Origin of the sequence: Sulfidibacter corallicola (genome assembly GCF_017498545.1) — a bacterium.
GTDB lineage: Bacteria > Acidobacteriota > Holophagae > Acanthopleuribacterales > Acanthopleuribacteraceae > Sulfidibacter > Sulfidibacter corallicola.
Genome location: NZ_CP071793.1, coordinates 4129589 through 4148200 on the forward strand (window position 1 = coordinate 4129589; position 18612 = coordinate 4148200).

The following is an 18612-nucleotide window of genomic DNA, read 5'->3' on the forward strand; positions in this document are numbered from 1 at the left end:
CCGAGCGGCCTCGTTTCCCGTGATCTCTCGAGTGTGCCGCTATGCGGCCGCTCGCGGCGATCGCCTTCCAACGGGAAGAGGTTCGCCCCCTCGCCGCCAAAGATCGGCACCCTCGACAACCGGAACCGGCCACCGCGCCGGCCTCAGCATATGCTCCACGATGAGCACAACCAAGCGGATAAGGATGCAGTCATGAAAAAAGTATTGGTACTTGGCGCGGGTATGGTGTCGCGCCCTCTGGTCGATTACCTGCTGGACCACGGCTACGCGTTGACCCTTTGCGATCGCATCGCCGATGCGGCCGAGCAGGTCGTCGCCGGCCGACCCCATGCCGAGGCCTTCGCATTGGATATCGCCGAAACCGACACCATTCGTTCCCTCGTCGCCGATCACGATTTGGTGGTCAGCCTGTTGCCGCCGGCCCTGCACACGGGCGTCGCGCAAATCGCCCTCGAGGCGGGAAAACACTTCCTGACCGCGTCCTATCAATCCGAAGCCATGACGGCCATGGCACCGCAAGTGGCGGAACGAGGCCTGATCTTCCTCAACGAGGTCGGCCTGGACCCCGGCCTCGACCACATGACCACCATGGAATTGATCGACGCCTGCAATGCCGAGGGCTACGCCATCACCAGCTACGAATCCCATTGCGGTGGGCTGCCCAGTCGGAAGGCCGCCAACAACCCCCTGCGTTACAAGTTCAGTTGGAGTCCGGCGGGTGTGCTCGGTGCCCTGACACGCCCTTCGAAATACCGTCGCGGCGGCCGATTGATCGAACTGCCCGGTTCGGAAATGCTGGCCAACGCCGAGGTGCTGCACGTGCCCGGCGTCGGCGTCTACGAGTCCACCCCCAACGCGGACGCCCTGTATTACGGCGCTCGCTACGGCATCGACGAAGTGCCGACCTTGCGGCGCGGCACCCTGCGCTATCCCGGCTGGGCCTCGTTCTGGCGCTTCATGCTCTCCCTGGACCTGGTGAACCGTGAAAACAAGGTGGACTGCGAGGACGAACCGGCCCTGCGCGTCCTGTTCCGAAGCGCGGGCATGGACCCCGAGACCGACATCGCGCAACTGATCGCCGAACGCGCCCCGGAGCAGGCTTCGCGCTTTTTGGAGGCCTTCGACAGTCTCGGCCTCCTGAACGAAGACTACCGCCTCACCGGAGCCTACTCGGCATTCGACGTGCTGCTCGAATGCGCGCTCGAAACCCACCAATACGACGACGACGAGGCCGACCTGGTGGTCCTGCACCACGAATTCCACGTGGAGAAGGACGGTGTTCGCGAACTCTGGACATCCAGCATCATCCAGGAAGGGATTCCCGCCGAGAAGAAAACCGCCATGGGCCTGCTGGTCGGCATTCCCACGGCCATCGCGGCGCGCTTGATCCTCGAGGATCGCATCACCCAAAAGGGTGTGCTGATTCCGGTCGCACGCGAAATTTACGTGCCCATTCTCGAGGAAATGGAACGGCTCGGCTTCAAACATGTGGTAAAGCGAAAACGGTTGAGCTGAACTCGCCGTATACCCCTCGGAACACTGGGGAACGATCGATTCCACACAAAGCGAGGAGCTCATGCCGTTAGCGCCCGAACAGGTTTGCACACGCCGGATCCAAGCCTACGACTACCGCGCCCGCCGCATGCAGGCGCGCATCAACCGCCTGGCGGTCATTCGCCTGGTGGTGTTTCTGGTCCTGGTCGTCAGCGGGTCCCTGTTGGTGGCGGGTGGAGCGCGGTGGTTGGGCATGGTCCTGTTCCCGTTCGCCGCCGGCGCCTTTCTCTTCCTGATGGTCGTGCACGACCGTTGTTATCGCTTTCGCGATCGCTGCCGCTTCCTGAAGGAGGCGGCCGAAAACGATTTGGCTCGGGCCACCTGCCGTCCGAAGGACGTCGTGGTGGAGGAGCCGATCGCGTTCGAAGACAACCATCCCTTCGCTCATGACTTGGATCTTTCGGCTCCCTTTTCCACGCTCAAGCTGTTGGACAACAGCTTTCACCGGCGCACCAAGAACCTGCTGAAGCGCTGGATCGACACCGGCATCGACGATCGGGCCTCCGCGGCCGAGATCACCGCACGGCAACGCGCGGTGGACGAATTGGCCGAGAAAAAACGGTTTCGCCACAAGTTGCTTTTGACGGCCCACCTGGATTCGGATCGCGAATTGAATCCCGAGGAACTGGAGGCTTGGCTGCAGGTACCGGTGCCCTGGACGCTTTCCACGCCGGCATACCTGCTCGGGCGGATTCTGGTGGCGATCACGGTCGGCGTCGTGGGCCTGGCGTTTCTGCTCAACACGCCGGCCATCGTTGCGGCGGTGCCCGGCCTGATCGGATTGCGAGACATGCTCGACGGCATGATCCTGCCGGTGGTCGGTTTCCAGTTGTTGGTCTTCTTCTTTCTGGATTTTTTCCAAAAACCTTTCTATGCCGCCTTCATGAGTCGGGGACGCGCCATCACCGCCACCTGCAACGTGATACAGCAGTTCGAGAAGATTCGCCCCAAGGCCGAACCGCTGATCGATCTGCGCGAGCGGCTGTTGGTGGATGGGCGCCCGGCCGGAACCAACCTGCTCAACCTGCTCGCCATTCACGAGCGCCTGCAGTACCGCGCCAACGGGTTCGCCCACTTTCTGCTCAACGGCCTGTTCCTGTGGGACCAGCATCAGCTCCGCCGGCTCGCCCGCTGGCGCGGGGACTTTGGCGACCGGCTCCCCGAGTGGGCGGAGAGCATCTTCGAAATGGAAGCTCTGGCCGCGCTGGCCAATTTCCGCGCCCTGTTCCCCCAGTACCCGTTTCCCGAAGTCACCGACGAGGATCAAGTTCACATCGAGGCGGTCGATCTGGGCCATCCCACCATTCCACCCGGGAGCCGCATCGGCAACGACTACCGGCTGGTGGGCAACGGCCACATGCACCTGGTGACCGGCTCCAACATGTCGGGCAAAAGTACTTTCCTGCGCACCTGTGGCGTCAATCTGGTGCTTGCGCGCATGGGCGCCCCGGTGTGCGCCACGGCGCTCACCTGCAACGTCCCGAGGATCTGGACGAGCATCCGCATTCAAGACAGCCTTTCCGAGGGCGTTTCCTACTTCTATGCGGAAGTCAAACGCATCAAACTGATCCTGGACCAGGTCGCCCGCGATGACGCCCCCGTGTTCTATCTTCTGGACGAAATCCTGAAGGGCACCAACAGTCGCGAACGTCTGATCGCCTGCAAGGCCATGGTGGCCTTCCTGATCGATCACAAGGCGGCCGGCCTGATCACCACCCACGACCTGGAACTGCTCTCACTGGAGCAGGATTACCAGGGCGAAATCCTCAATTACCACTTCCAGGAAAACATCAGGGACGAGACCATGTTCTTCGACTACACCCTGAAACGCGGCCGCCTGACCTCGACCAACGCGCTTCGGGTCCTGCGTTTCGCGAAGGTTCCCCTGGAGTTCGACGAGTGATGGGCGAGCATACCTTTCGAACGGAATTCCGTTGTCCTTACTGAACACCCCTCACTCGTGACCACTTTTCGCAGGAAAACGAATGGACGCCCAAGCGTCCTGATTCCAGAGAGGTGGCCATTTGGAAACGGAAACGTCGCCAGTTATCGAGATGAGCCGACACGGCCCCGAACCCAAGGCGCAAGCACACGACAAAGCACATGTTCACAAGCAATTAGCATCTTTTTTTACCCGCAGGCCGACGATACATTGCAAGGCGTCGCGTACCGATCCGGGCGGCTCGTGCCAAAAAACCGGTGTTTCTGGGAGAGCACTAGGTTAGGATCTATGCGCATCCATTGAAATGGGGAGAGGAGGCGATTTTGTCCGTCATTCAGAAATGGCGCACGGAAATCGAATTCGCCATTGCGGAGAATTTAATCAACCCCGACGAAGCCGATCATTTGTTGGAGCGGGCTCGTCGTGCGGATCGCTCTCCCCTGGATTTGTTGATGGAGATCGGCGCCTTGAGCGACGAAACCTTGAACCGCCTGAACGACAAGGCCCGCACCATCTCGCGTCTCACACCCTATCACTCCGATCTCCCGCCGAGCCGCAAGGGTTCCAGCCACGAATTCCCGGTCGCCAACTGGGACCGATACCAACCGGAACGATTCCTGGGCGAGGGCGGCATGGGCAAGGTCTTCCTGGCCTACGACCCTCGACTCCAACGCCGGGTGGCCATCAAGTTCGTACACGAGGGCCGTGAAGAAGATGCGCGCCGGCTCATTCGCGAGGCCCGCTCGCAGGCCAGAGTGCAACACGAACGCGTGTGTAAAGTATTCGAAGTAAACGAGATCGATAGCCAGGTCTACATCGCGATGGAGTACATCGACGGCCGGTCCATGACGGATCAGGCGGTCGACCTCACCACGCGGGAACTGGTGGAGGTCGTCCGCGAAGCGGCACTGGGTGTCCACGCGGCCCACGAGGTGGGCCTGATCCACCGCGATTTGAAGCCCTCGAACATCATGCTCGCCAAATCAGAGTCGGGTGCCTGGAAGCCCTACGTGGTGGACTTCGGCCTGGCCTTCGATTGGGGCGAGGACAGCACGCAAATGTGGGCGGCCGGCACGCCGCACTTCATGGCGCCGGAACAGGCGCTGGGCCAGGAAGGTTGCCTGGACCCGCGTACGGACGTCTACAGTTTGGGCGCCACGCTGTATTGGTGCCTGTGCGGCAAACCGCCGATTCAGGGTTCCAACGCGTTGGAAACCCTGGCCCGCATTCCCCAGGACGATCCGGTGGCGCCCCACCTGCACAATCCGCGGGTCTCGAAAGACCTGGAGCTGATCACGCTCAAGTGCCTGCGCAAGAACCGCGCGGCCCGCTACCCCTCCGCCCTGGCCTTGGCCAAGGATCTGGACTGTTACCTACGCGGCGATGCCGTCTCCGTGCGCGCGGCGGATTGGAGCTACCTGGTCGCCAAAAAGATCCGCAAGCATCGCGTGTTCGCGACCATGCTCGTGACCACCCTCCTGCTCATGATCGGCGCCGGGATCTGGAATTGGAACCTCAGCCAACGCGCTGCCTTGCGGGAAGATTTCGTGCGTCGCTTCGCCGAGCAGGCCGAAGAAATCGAGGCCATGGTCCGCTTCACCTACATGCTGCCGCTCCACGATATTCGGGTGGAGCGCGAAGAGATACAAAACCGATTCAGTACCATCAAGCAGACGATGGAAACGGCCGGCCCGCTCGCCTCGGAGGCCGGCAACTACGCACTCGGCCGCAGCCACAGCGCACTCGGCGAATACCATCGGGCCCGCAGCTATTTGGAAATCGCATGGGATCAGGGGTTTCGCGAACCACGAGTGGCCTACTCGCTGGCCCAAACCCTCGGTGCGCTGTATCACGAAGCCTTGACCGAAGTGTCCAAGATCAAGGATCCGGAACTTCGGCTGGCTCGCGAAAAGGAACTGAGAACCCAGTACCGCGACCGCGTACTGGATCTGCTCAAGCTGGTGCCGACGGAAGGAGCCCGGTTCCCGGAGTACCTGGAAGCGATGATCGCGTTCTACGAGCAAGATTGGGAAAACGCACAGGAACTGTTGGTGGCAAGCCGGCGCAAAGCCCCGTGGTTTTTCGAGAGCTACCTCCTCGAGGGTCGAATCCTGCTGGCACGCGCGCGCCAGGCGGAAATCAAGGGCCATCCCGAGCAGACCCGCTCCTTTTTTCAACGAGCCAGGCAGTCCTACCGCGAAGCCCTGAAAATCGCCCCCAGCAACCCGGAAATCTATTTCGCCTTGGCCGACCTGAACGCCATTCAAACCAACTTCGTCAATTACCACGGCGGCGCCACCGACGCCCTGGTGGAAGAGGGAAACCTGGCCATCGACAATGCCCTGATCGCCAACCCCGATTCGTATCCGGCCATGGTTCGTCGGGTGAACCTGGATTCGGTGGCCCTCCAGAACCGCATCAACCGCAGTGAAGACGTCACCGAAGACTTGGCCAAGGCCCTGGCGCTCGCCCGACGCGCCCAGAGTTTCAACCCCAGGGACCCGCGCCTCTTGAAGGTCCTGGGCAAATTACATCTCCAACGGGCCCTGGGTCGCCGCGAAAAAACCCTCGACCCCAGCCGCGACCTCGCCGCCGTCTGGGCCATCTACGGCCGCATTCCGGAAGGCCATCGAGATCACGCCTACTACGTGACACTGGGTCTGGCCCACAAGATCGCGGCCGACCACCTGGCCCAAAACGGTGAAGACAGCTTGTCCCAGCGCGATGCCGCCATTCGATCCTACCGCCAAGCGATCTCCCTGGATCCCCACAACCTCCAGGGCAAGGTCAACCTCGGATTGGAAATGCTGTCGCGGGCGGACCTCGTGACCGACAGCGAATTGGAAACCAATCTGCGCGAAACGGCGACCGTCTTCCGCGAAGTTCTCGCGCAGAATCCCGAACACATGCTGGGACACTACTTCCTGGCGACCTGCCTGGAACGGCTCGGCACCCTCTACGGCGAGTGGGACCTGGACCCGGAAGGGGAATTCATGGAGGCACTGTGCCATTACGAGCGGGCCGAGGAAATCCAACCGCGGGTGCCCAACTTCCCCCAAGGTCAGGCGATCACCTGGCATTTGCTGGCCAAGGATCGCTGGAGCCGGGGGCTGCCTTACGAATCGTTCATCCAAAAGGCCGAGGAAGCCTGCGAACGCGCCATTCAAATCAATCCGGGGTTCGGTCATGCCCACAATTCGATGGCGGTCACCCTGTTTTGGGCGGCCAACGCCCAAATCAAACGCGGCCAGAACCCGGGGCAGAAAATTCAACGAGCGCTGTCCACCTTGGATACCGCCGAGGAAATCCTTCCCAATTTACCGCAAATTCATTTAACCAGGGCCGCGGCCCTGGAAGTCCGGGGCAAGGCACTCGTCGATCGCAACCGCAGTGCCGAGACCACGCTGAGACAAGCTTTGGCTTCGATCGATCGCGCCCTGGAGGAACAACCGGACAACTTTGCCTTCCACGGCGTCAAGGGCTCGATTCTGCTTTGGACGGGCATCGATCGGATTCAGCGTGGAAAGTCGGCGACATCCGTTCTGCTACAGGCCGATCACTCGTTTCAAGTGGCCCTGCAAAGCCATCCGTTCCACCGTCCCTCGCTCATTGGTCGTAGCTGGACATGGCTATACCTGATTTCGGACCTTCGGCGGCGGGCGGAACGCAGCGAGGATCCGGCACACACCATCGCCATCGAAGAAGCCGCCCATGTCATCGATACCCTGGCGGTGGCCATGCCCGATCATCCGGACATCCTGGCCATTCGAGCGCTGTACCACGGAATTCGCCAAGAACGGGATGATGTGAAAAAAGGCGACTGGGCCCAAGAGGGGCGAGAACTCTGGAATCGAGCCCTGGCAAGGAACAACTGGCCACACCACTATTGGAAAAAGCAGCGCGCCCGGTTGAAGATCGACCCATAGATTCCTCACCCCTCGTTCGCAATCAGTTCGTGGGTCCGGGAACCACGACGATCTGGCCGCGGGTGTGGAAGTTACTTTCCGTTGAGGTGGGACCGGGGTCGACGATTTCGAATTCGTAATTACCCGGGGTTGCGCTGCTCATCACGGTCAACGTTTTGGAGGTCGAGTTGGCTTTGATGGTCTCGCTGGTCGGCGAAACGGAAAAGACGCCACCGGGAAGATTCAAAGTAACCTGACGGTTGGTCAAATTATTGAAATTGACTTTGAAGCCGGCTTTCAAACCGTTGATGATTTCCGTGCTGGTTCCTTCGAAAAGCGGCGGGGCGGCGTTGAAATACCACAACAGGTCCACACCGTTGTAGGAAACGCTGGCGTTGACCGTTTCCTGGGTGGCAGCCAAAGATCCCGCGCTTTCGCTATCCATCGTTTGCTTGTTCTCCAACATAGTGTTCCTCCCTTTCGACTAAAAAGCATTGAGCAAAAGTTTTCAATTGAGGCCCATCGACTTCATGCGACGCCGTAGCGCCAGTCGCGATACTTCCAGCTCCCGAGCCATGGTTTCCACCACACCGTGATGGCGCCGGAAACAATCTTCGATCTGATCCGGACTGAGGTCCATCGTGGTTTGGAGCCGATCGCACTTTTTGACCAAGTCGTAGATGGAGGCCCGCGAAATGCCCAGGATGCGTGCCGCTTCCTTGGGCTCCCATTCGGCACGCCGCATGGCATCGATCAATTCATCTTCACCGACTTCGCTGGGCCGCCGGCGTTCCACTCGGCTTGGCGGTTCATTGCTGGGTGCCACGGAGTCCGTGGACACCGGGGTGGATTGGGCCGCCTGCACCATGCCCAGAATTCGGTCTACCTGGGGCGTCATGCGCAAGCGGGTCTGTCCTCGGTTGCCGATGATGAGTTGGCGAACCAGGTTGCGGAGTTGGCGGACATTGCCGGGCCACGAGAAGCGCACCAGCGCGGCGGCGATCTCGACCGGCAACCAGGGTAGAGCGAGAGGATCGGAAAACTCCGGCAGGGGTCCCCAACCGAACTCATCGAAATTCCTGCGGGCGAAGTGGACGAAGAGACGACCGATATCCTCGCGACGGCCGCGCAGAGGGGGAATCACGATTTCGTATCCGGCCAGGCGGTGCAGCAAGGGTTCCTTGAAGCGGTCTTCCTTGATGCGCGCTTCCAGCTCGGCATCCGTGGCGGCAAGTACCCGGACGTCCAGGCGCGTCGGCGTATGGCTGCCGACCGGTACGATTTCCTTGGTTTCCAGAACGCGAAGCAGCATACCCTGGACTTCGGCAGGCGCCTCGCCCACCTCGTCCAGAAAGAGCACGCCCTGGTGGGCGGCCCGAAAATAACCGGGTCGGTCCGCGGTGGCCCCCGTGAAGCTGCCCCGTTTCGCGCCAAACAGCTCGGCGGCGGCCAGCGATTCGGGCAGGGCGCCGAGGTTGACCGAGATGAAGGGTCGGTTGCGACGTGCACCGTAGCGGTGCAGGGCTTGGGCCACCAATTCTTTACCCACGCCGGTTTCTCCTCGAATCAAGACCGGGACATCCAGATCGGCGACTTGGCGGATCTCTTCGCGGATGCGCACCATGGCGTCGGCGTAGCCGACGAGCCCCAGATCACCGCGATCGCGCTCCAGCAGCGGACTTTCACACTCGTGCAAAAGCATGACGACATGGTCGGCCAAGATGAGAACCACGCCCTCTTTCAGGCGGCGCGCCTCGATCTCCAGGGTTTGCTCCAGTGGGATTCCATCGATCCGAACGCGGGTCGTGCAATCGCCCCGTTCAAACCGCAAATTCTCGTTACAGCTCCAAATCAGGCGAAGGGGTTTTCGACTGATACAGGGCAGGCCCAGGGGACGACCCAAATTTTGATGCGGCGTGCAAAAGTCGGGTTCCATGCGCGAAAGTCGCAAAACGCAGGAATCACCCGGCACGGTCACGAGAGCCCGCTCTCCCACCCGCGAAAGACGCGGATGAAGAACGAGGGTAAGCATCAAGGTCGTGCGAGACAGGGTGCTCGGTCCCGAACTCACGTCCCAACGCGAATGCGTTGACTGATCGGCGATTTTGTCCTTGCCGGATGCCATGCCTACACTCTTCCAAAACCGAGGGTGAGGCATTATATCACCTTTGAGTTCAGTGATTTTACTTACAAGTAAAGCTTTGAAGAACCCTAACCGCGACGGAAGGAACACCCCTTCACTACCCCTCTTTCCCTTATCTCTTGGAAAAGGTGCGATTCCGTCGCGGTCAGGAAGTCGGCGACGTTCACTTGAAGTTTCCCTCGCCGGTTACCTGAGCCTATTCCACGGCTTGTGCCACTTTTGAGCTGGATCACAAAATAAATTCAACTCGAATATTTACAGCAATTTAAAAGACCGCCTCGAATGCGGCGGACAAAATGACGCGGGCCGAACCCCGTTTCGACACGTCGATTTCGACGTCGACACCATTCTCGACACGTCATTCTCGACACGCAGGCCCGAGCCCGAGGTTTCCGACCAAAAAGAACTCTTTTTGATAGGGTAGGCGGCAAGCGATTCCGAAATGTGTCAATTTCGAAGCCGGGGTTCGGCCAGTGCGGGCGTCGGTTCAACCCGGGCTCTGACCGCACCTTCCCCAGCCGATCGCGATGGTGAAAAAGCCACCCCGAGAAGCACCGAACTCAACTCGACTCGGACCCCGCTTCCCCGCGGATCATGGCACTGTAGGCCAGGCTGCCCAATTCATCGCCGCGGGGGACCAGGCCTCGCTTCACCTCGCGCACGAAACGCCGCGTCTGTTCCAGCCAGGGCCGCAGACGCGGTGGCAGGGTCTCCAGGTATCCCTGCGCCAGGAGATATTCCTTGCCGTAACCCACCGACCAGGGGCGCCATCGGGACCAGACGGACTCGCAACCGCCGTGCAGCGTTTCGCGCAACAGCCCCTGCCGGTAACGCCCCAAATGCAGGAGGGTGGGATTGTAATAGAGCGCGGTACCGACCTCGAGGCGGAAGCGAATCTCCCCATCCAGCGGCCCGCTGGGCGCTTCGCGAAGACAAGCCAATTCATCGGCGGTCAACAGGCGGCGATGGGTACCCGGCACGAAACAAAAGCAATCGTCGTCGGGATACAGTGGGCAATTCCACTGCACCAGTTGCTGCCGCCGCGCCAACAAGGCCATTTCTCCCCGAGCATCCGCATATCGGTCCATGCCGTCGCGATGCCAGACCATGTCCACATCTCTTCGAAAATCGCCCAGCAGGCCGTGCAGGTAATTCCAGCGAACCACATCGCCGAACAGGGTCGACACCACGATCTGAACGGGATCGTCGGCAAGGTAGTCGGCGAAGGGCCCCGCCTCGAGCGCCACGATGTAACGCCCACCGCCCTTACCCGGATGGTCTGCACGCGCCGCCTCGGCCGCCGACCGCGATGCCTCGCGCAAACGCGGCAGCAGGCTCGGCGTCAGCCCGGGCGCCAAAACAAAGCCCAACTCCCGAAACCGGAGGCGAAAGAGCCCGGGCCATCGCCCGATTTGCGCAAGCGTCCAGATTTCGTTTGGGCCTGGCGGCGATTGCATCATGGTCCCACTCCTGCGGGTCCTCGCGGTCCGTTCCGGAGGATCGGTGTCATTCGGGTGACAGGTCGATGTCATCTTTCACTTCAAATCATGGCACAAAGTGATTTTCGACCAAAAAGGCTGTAATTCCAGGAACTCAACCAATCTACGCGGTTACCGATGAGATCAAGAACGTGTTATTTTTCCTAGACCTTTTCCAACACCCAAGAACCTGATCTAACGGGTCTGATATGACCGATTTGCGTCTGGAGGACCGTTCTCGGGCGCCCATTCGGTCGCGGGTTCCCACCGTCTTGCGCGAGTGCCAGGTAGGGAAACCCACCCGGTTATTATAAGGAAGTGAAGCATGAAATCAGGGATGTCCCGCTGGGGCCTCGCGGTTCTCCTGTTACTGGGAGCCGCCCCGCACCTCACAGCCCAATCCCAAGCCACGACAGGCATTATCGACGGGCGCACGGTCGACGCCGAAGGCAACGGCATTCCCGACGTCACCGTCGACATGGTCAACGTGGACACCAACTACACTAAAACTGTCACCACGGATTCAAGCGGACGCTTTCGCGGCCTGTTGATGCCGCTCGGACCCTATCGCGTCCTCGCCAGCAAAGAAGGTTTTTATTTCGCCCAACAAGAGGGACTGCAGGTCACGGTAGGTAAAACGGTGACGGTCACTCTGGAGCTCAAGCCCATCAGGGAACAAGAAGCATTGGACTTGTACGCCAAGCTGAACGAAACCCAAGACGAAGCCGAGAGAAACGAAATCATGGAATCGATCACGGTCACCGCATCGGATTACGAGGCCGTCGTCGAAACGGCGCGGGTGGAGAGTTCCACCGCCATCAGCGAAGAAGCCGTGCAGGGCCTGCCCAACAACGGCCGCAACTTTTTGGATTTTTCGCTCATGACGCCAGGCGCCACCATCGTCCAAGGCCCGGACGGTGAGGAAATCTCCATCAACGGCCAAAAGGGTATCAACAACAACATCTCGGTGGACGGCGCCGACTTCAACAACCCCTTTTTCGGCGAGCAGCGCGGCGGCCAACGACCGGCCTTCACCTTCAACCTGGACGCGGTTCAGGAAATTGTGGTGGTCAGCGACGGCGCACCGGCCGAGTTCGGGCGCTCCTCCTCCGGCTTCATCAACGTCATCACCAAATCGGGGACCAATGACTTCAAGGGTAGCGTCCACACTTTTTTCAAAGATGACAGCCTGAACGCGGAAGCGGAGAACCCGGACGGTTCCAAGCAGGAGAAATTCCCCTTCGAGCAACGGCAGATCGGTTTCACCGCCGGTGGCCCCTTCATCAAGGACAAGCTGTTCTATTTCGTGTCCTTCGACTTTCAGGACGGCGAATCCACCAAGCAGCAGAAATCCGATCGCATCGAGCAGGGAGTGGTCGACTATTTCGCTTCGATCGGGATCCCCGACGAAAACGGGCCCATCGTGCGTACCGACGAAGCCCAGGCCTTCCTCTTCAAACTGGATTGGAACATCAACGAGTCACACCTCTTGACCCTGCGCCTGTCCAACACCACGTCGCAACAGGAAAACGGCACCTTCGACGTGGATTCCTGGGGACGCAGCGCCAATGCCGTGGAAGACGCCGACACGCGGGGTATCAGCGGCCAGCTCAACTCGGTCATCAGCGGGAACCTGATCAACGAGTTCCGGTTCCAGTATTCTCGCGAAGATCGGCCCCGCCCGTACAACGGCCCGAACATCGCCGGCACCGACCGACCCTTGCCGGATACGGCCTTCGATTTCGGCTCCGGCTACCGCTTCGGGATGCCGTTTTTCATTCCGGTCGAGTACCACGACACCCGTGTCCAGTTGAACAACAACCTCTCGATCGTCACCGGAAACCACTTGATCAAGATCGGCGCCGAGTTGAACCTGACCCGTGCCGACCAGACGTTCCTGGGATTCGCCAACGGCCGCTGGATCTTCAGCTCCACCGAAGGGTTCCTGAACTACGCCGCCAACTCGAACTACGTGGAGTGTTCCGACGGCAGCAGCTCCTTCGACGGCACCTGTCCACAGGGAGCCTCGATTACGGGCCCCGTCCTGTTCTACCTCCAGCAGGCCGGTGTCGGCGACATTTCGGTTCGCGAAGCCGGTACCCAGAACATCGAAGTGTTCGAGCCCGCCATCTTCATTCAGGACAAATGGGACGTGCTGCCAAATTTGTCCATTCAGTACGGTTTGCGCTGGGAGGCACAATACCAGCCGGATCCCATCACCCCGGTCGACGAGGTGTTCTACGCGGACTTCATCGGCCGGACCGTCAACGGCATGGAGTTCCCTTCGGACGGAACCATTCCTTCGGACGACCAGATGTGGCAACCGCGCCTGGGCATCACTTGGGATCCCAGCGGACTGGGTAAGGAAGTGCTGCGTTTCAGCGCCGGCATCTACTACGCCCGCATTCCGGGTTTGGCGGTGGCCGGCACGCGCTCCACCAACGGCAGCCGCGGCCAGGCCGTGTTTCGCAGCAGCGACTTCATCGCCCCGCCGGCCTATCCGAACCTGATTCCGGCCGAAGAGATCGGCGACCCGGTTCGACCCGATGTCACGGTGTTCGACAAGAACTTCCGCAATCCCCGTTCGACTCAATTCACGCTCTCCTACGAGCGGGAAATTTTCACCGACACCTCGGCCTACGTCAAATGGACGCTGATCGAGGGGGACAACCAGACGCGGTTCCTCAACCTCAACGACGCCCTGCTGGGTTCGCCGTGGTCGACCGGCCTGGGCGAAGACGGCGAAAACGGGATCGGCAACCTGACGGTGGTGGAATCCGGCGGCGAAGCCCGTTACCAGAGCTGGACGGTGGGCTTCAACAAACTCATGACCGACAACCTCCTCATTCAAGGGAACTACACCTACGCCAAGGACAAATCCCACGACGACAACGAACGCGATCCCTTCACCTTCCGCTACGCCAGGATCACCGACCTGGACGCCGAATGGAGTTACTCGGACCGCGACCAACGCCACCGCGTCGCCACCTGGCTGCTTTGGCAGGCGCCCTACCGGTTCGACGTGAACCTGCGCTTCAACTACCGCTCGGCCCAGCCCAAATCGATCACCGCGGATGGTGAAGACGTGGGCGAGCCCAGCGACCGCATCAACGACGACGGCAGCATCACGGCCCGCAACCTGGGTCGCAAAGACAACCAGTTTCGTTCACTGGATTTGCGGGTTTCCAAGAAGTTCGATCTGGCCGAACGCTTCGAGTTCGAGGCGGTGTTCGAGGTGTTCAACCTGCTCAACAGCAAGAACCTGCTGACCCCGGAAACCACCAGCCTGATTTTCAACTTCGACGGCACCGTGCAGAGCGGCGCCGGCAATCCCCGTCAAATCCAGCTCGGCATGAAGGGTCGTTGGTAAGGGCCCACCGGCCACCGAAAGGGCCTGCCTCGGGCGGGCCCCAACCCATACTCGCGGGGGTCCGTGAAGTGCGACGAGGTTCGCGACGATTTCGGCGCGAGGGGTCGTTCCCCGCGGAAAAGGGCCCGCTTCCCGCCCGTCGGCGCTTGTGGTATAAATCGCTAAACCTCGACAGCGCCTGGTTGACGTTGCCCCGTCGCGTGCCCCGATTCCTCGGGAATGGGACCTCTTTTTCTCACATGAATCATCCAGGCCAGGCGTTACCTCCGCATATGACCTTTTCAGTAATTGCTTTTTGTATGAAGGAAGGGAAATGACTTTACAGTCCGGGCAACCCACCAACGCCAGCAACAGCATCACCATTCGCCTCAAGCTTGGGCACGAAACACAGATCCTGGCCAAGATCACCACCACGGTCAGTGACTTGGGCGGAAACATCGGCGCCATCGACATCGCCAAAGCGGGCAAAGATTACCTCTTGCGTGATTTCACCATCGATACCTCCGGCGAGAAACACATCGAGCAGATACTCGACGGGATCGCCGGCATCGACGGGGTCGAAATCATCAACTATTCCGACCGTACCTTCCTCCTTCACCTGGGCGGCAAGATCGAGGTCACCAGCAAGACTCCGCTCAAAACCCGCGACCAGCTCTCGATGGCCTACACCCCGGGCGTGGCGCGCATCTGCGAAGCCATCACGAAGCGACCCAGCGACGCCTTCAAGCTGACCATCAAGCGCAACACCGTGGCCATCATCAGCGACGGCACCGCGGTGCTCGGCCTGGGCGACATCGGACCCGAGGGGGCCATGCCGGTCATGGAAGGCAAGGCCATGCTGTTCAAGGAGTTCGCCGGTGTCGACGCCTTTCCGATCTGCCTGTCCACCAAGGATACCGACGAAATCGTCCAAACGGTGAAGCACATCTCGCCCGGTTTCGGCGGTGTGAACCTGGAAGACATTTCGGCTCCACGCTGCTTCGAAATCGAGCGCCGTCTCCAGGAAGAGCTGGACATTCCCATTTTTCACGACGATCAACACGGCACCGCGGTCGTGCTGACGGCGGCCTTCATCAACGCCATGAAGCTGATCGACAAAAAATACGACGACCTGAAAGTGGTGTTCGCGGGCGTCGGCGCGGCGGGCGATGCCTGCACCAAAATGCTGCTGAACCTCGGTGTCAAGAACATCATCGGCTGCGACCGCAAGGGCGCCCTGACCCGCGACCGGGACGACCTGAACTCGGCCAAGCGGGCCTACGCCGAAATCACGAACCCCAACCAGGAGGCCGGTACCCTGAAAGAGGTCGTGCGCGGTGCGGACGTCTTCGTGGGCCTCTCGGCGCCCAACCTGTTGGACGAGGCCGATGTGGCCGCCATGGCCCACGATTCGATCGTTTTCGCGATGTCGAATCCCATTCCCGAGGTCATGCCCGAGATCGCCCTGAAACACGCCAAGGTCGTGGCCACGGGCCGCAGCGATTACCCCAACCAGATCAACAACGTTTTGTGTTTCCCGGGCATTTTCCGCGGCGCACTGGACTGCCAGGCGTCCTGTATCAACGAAGAAATGAAGCTGGCGGCGGCGATGGCGATCGCCGAGTCGATCGACGACGAGGTCCTGACCCCGGACTACATCGTGCCCAGCGTGTTCAACACCGAGGTCGTGCCGCAGGTCGCCGAGGCGGTGGTTGAGGCAGCCATCAAGACCGGCGTGGCGCGCCGCACCAAGTCGCCTCACGAGGACTAGTCTTTTCGGCGGAGTCAGGGAGTGCCCGCCGGGCGCTCCCCGTCCCGAATCGTGCCCTGTCTCGGAACGCACCGAACCCTTCTCGAGCGCCCGGCAAAGGGGCACATCGACTCGCTTTGGGGGAAGATACGCTTAGAAGCGCGCCGATCCGAAAACCGGAGCCCCGGCCGGGCGGCTCTTCGGAACCGAGCCCCAGGCTTCGCTCGCACCTCCGCCGACATCCGAGTTAAGATGACGGAACGTGCGGTTCCGGCACGAGCGCCGGATCCCGCCCTACCGTCCGGCGACACACGCCAAAGATTCAACTGAGGGGAAAACCATGGGCAACGATTTGGATGCCTGGCGCAAGCTCGCCGAGAAAGAGTTACGCGGTCGTCCGCTGTCCGCGCTGAATTGGGAGACCGACGAGGGCATCGACGTCAAACCGCTCTATACCGCGGCCGATTTGGAAAAGGTCACCTACCGGGACACGGTGCCGGGACTGTTCCCGTTCATCCGCGGACCACGGGCCACCATGTACGCGGGTCGGCCCTGGACCATCCGCCAATACGCGGGTTTTTCGACCGCGGAGGAGTCCAACGCCTTTTACAAACGAAACCTGGCCGCCGGCCAGAAGGGTCTTTCGGTAGCCTTCGACCTGGCCACCCACCGCGGCTACGACTCCGATCACCCCCGCGTGGTGGGCGACGTAGGCAAGGCCGGCGTCGCCATCGACAGCGTGGCCGACATGAAGATCCTGTTCAACGGTATTCCGCTGGACAAAATGTCGGTTTCCATGACCATGAACGGTGCGGTCCTCCCGATTCTGGCGGGGTACATCGTCGCCGCGGAAGAGCAGGGCGTGGCGCGAGACCAACTTTCGGGCACCATCCAAAACGACATCCTCAAAGAGTTCATGGTGCGCAACACCTACATCTTCCCGCCCGAGCCCTCGATGCGCATCGTCTCCGACATCATCGCCTATACCTCCGAGCACATGCCGCGCTTCAATTCCATTTCCATCAGCGGCTATCACATCCAAGAGGCAGGTGCCCACGCCGCCCTGGAGCTCGCGCTGACCCTGGCGGACGGCCTGGAATACGTGCGGGCCGCCCTCGCCACCGGGCTCGACATCGACGCCTTCGCCCCGCGCCTCTCGTTTTTCTTCGGAATCGGCATGAACTTCTACATGGAGATCGCCAAGCTACGTGCCGCCCGCGGGCTCTGGGCCAACATGATCAAACAATTCGAGCCCAAGAACCCGCGCTCCATGATGCTGCGCACCCATTGCCAGACCTCGGGCTGGAGCCTGACCGAACAGGACCCCTACAACAACGTGGTGCGCACCACGATCGAAGCGATGGCCGCGGTGTTCGGCGGGACCCAGTCGCTGCACACCAACGCGCTCGACGAGGCGGTGGCGCTGCCCACCGATTTCTCGGCCCGCATCGCGCGCAACACCCAGCTCATCATTCAGGAAGAAACGCACATCCCCAAGATCGTCGATCCTTGGGCCGGCAGCTACGCGATGGAATCCTTGACCCAGGGCCTCACCGACGAAGCCCAAAAGATCATCGACGAAATCGAGGCCCACGGCGGCATGACCAAGGCCATCGAAGCCGGCATTCCCCAGCGGCGCATCGAGTCGGCCTCCGCCAAGCGCCAAGCCCGCATCGATCGGGGCGAGGAAGTCATCGTCGGCGTCAACAAGTACCGCATCGAGAAGCAAGACGATCTGGAAATTCTCGAGATCGACAACACCCGGGTGCGCGAAGAGCAGCTCGCGCGACTGGCCGAAGTGAAAGCCAATCGCGATCAGGAAAAGACCAAAGCCAGTCTGGATGCGCTCTGTCGGGCCGCGGAAAGCGGTGAGGGCAACCTTCTGGACCTGGCGGTGGCGGCCACCCGCGCCCGCGCCACCGTCGGCGAGATCAGCGACGCCCTGGAGAAGTCCTTCGGCCGCTACCGCGCCAACGCCCAATCCATCAGCGGGGTGTACGGTGCAGCCTATGCGGAAGACCCCGAATGGCAGGCGATTCAGGAAGACATCGCGACCTTCGAATCGGAAGAAGGGCGCCGGCCGCGGATCCTGGTCGTCAAACTCGGCCAGGACGGGCACGATCGAGGCGCCAAGGTCATCGCCACGGCTTTTTCCGACCTGGGTTTCGACGTAGACATCGGCCCGCTTTTCCAAACCCCGGAAGAAGCGGCGCGCCAGGCGGTCGAGAGCGATTGCCACATCATCGGCATTTCCAGCCAGGCCGCCGGCCACAAGACGCTGGTTCCATCGCTGATCGCGGCCCTCGAAGCCGAAGATGCCAGCGACATTCTGGTCGTCTGCGGCGGCGTGATTCCGCAACAGGACTACGAATTCCTGCGTGAAGCCGGTGTCGGCGCCATCTTCGGCCCCGGCACCAACATCCTCCACGCCGCTCGCGAGGTCATCCAGAAAACCAGGGCTCTGCTGGCCCACAACTGATCACGGTGCCAT

General features: G+C 61.0%; 9 protein-coding genes. 6 read left to right on the plus strand and 3 right to left on the minus strand.

Annotation, left to right across the window (positions count from 1 at the left end; genetic code table 11):
- The first annotated feature begins 192 nt into the window (after positions 1 to 192).
- The 3 genes from J3U87_RS12290 to J3U87_RS12300 all read left to right on the plus strand — a co-directional run bounded on the left by J3U87_RS12290 (position 193) and on the right by J3U87_RS12300 (position 7422).
- Positions 193 to 1515, plus strand: a complete 1323-nt coding sequence (locus J3U87_RS12290) for a saccharopine dehydrogenase C-terminal domain-containing protein (RefSeq protein ID WP_237383333.1) — start codon at positions 193 to 195, stop codon at positions 1513 to 1515.
- A 61-nt stretch (positions 1516 to 1576) separates the two neighbouring features.
- The gene (locus J3U87_RS12295; protein WP_237383334.1) at positions 1577 to 3457 is read left to right on the plus strand and encodes a MutS-related protein; all 1881 of its coding nucleotides are present in this window, start codon (positions 1577 to 1579) and stop codon (positions 3455 to 3457) included.
- A 362-nt stretch (positions 3458 to 3819) separates the two neighbouring features.
- Entirely contained in the window at positions 3820 to 7422 is a 3603-nt protein-coding gene (locus tag J3U87_RS12300; RefSeq protein WP_237383335.1) for a serine/threonine-protein kinase, read from the plus strand.
- Between the two features lie 22 nt (positions 7423 to 7444).
- On the opposite strand, the gene J3U87_RS12305 is transcribed toward J3U87_RS12300, so the two are convergent.
- The 3 genes from J3U87_RS12305 to J3U87_RS12315 form a co-directional block, all read right to left on the minus strand.
- Positions 7445 to 7867 carry a hypothetical protein gene (locus J3U87_RS12305; RefSeq protein WP_237383336.1) on the minus strand — a complete coding sequence of 141 codons (423 nt, stop codon included), beginning with the start codon at positions 7865 to 7867 and terminating at the stop codon, positions 7445 to 7447.
- A 42-nt stretch (positions 7868 to 7909) separates the two neighbouring features.
- Positions 7910 to 9526, minus strand: coding sequence for a sigma 54-interacting transcriptional regulator (locus J3U87_RS12310; protein WP_237383337.1), 1617 nt, complete (start codon positions 9524 to 9526; stop codon positions 7910 to 7912).
- A gap of 578 nt (positions 9527 to 10104) precedes the next feature.
- Positions 10105 to 11004, minus strand: a complete 900-nt coding sequence (locus J3U87_RS12315) for a phytanoyl-CoA dioxygenase family protein (RefSeq protein ID WP_237383338.1) — start codon at positions 11002 to 11004, stop codon at positions 10105 to 10107.
- Positions 11005 to 11347: 343 nt separating this feature from the next.
- Between J3U87_RS12315 and J3U87_RS12320 the strand changes: the two genes are divergently transcribed.
- The 3 genes from J3U87_RS12320 (at position 11348) to scpA (ending at position 18600) form a co-directional block, all read left to right on the plus strand.
- A complete protein-coding gene (locus J3U87_RS12320; protein WP_237383339.1) occupies positions 11348 to 14392 on the plus strand; it encodes a TonB-dependent receptor in 3045 nt (1014 codons plus the stop codon).
- A 313-nt stretch (positions 14393 to 14705) separates the two neighbouring features.
- Positions 14706 to 16142, plus strand: coding sequence for an NAD-dependent malic enzyme (locus J3U87_RS12325; RefSeq protein WP_237383340.1), 1437 nt, complete (start codon positions 14706 to 14708; stop codon positions 16140 to 16142).
- A 319-nt stretch (positions 16143 to 16461) separates the two neighbouring features.
- The gene (gene scpA, locus J3U87_RS12330) at positions 16462 to 18600 is read left to right on the plus strand and encodes a methylmalonyl-CoA mutase (protein WP_237383341.1); all 2139 of its coding nucleotides are present in this window, start codon (positions 16462 to 16464) and stop codon (positions 18598 to 18600) included.
- Positions 18601 to 18612: the final 12 nt, after the last annotated feature.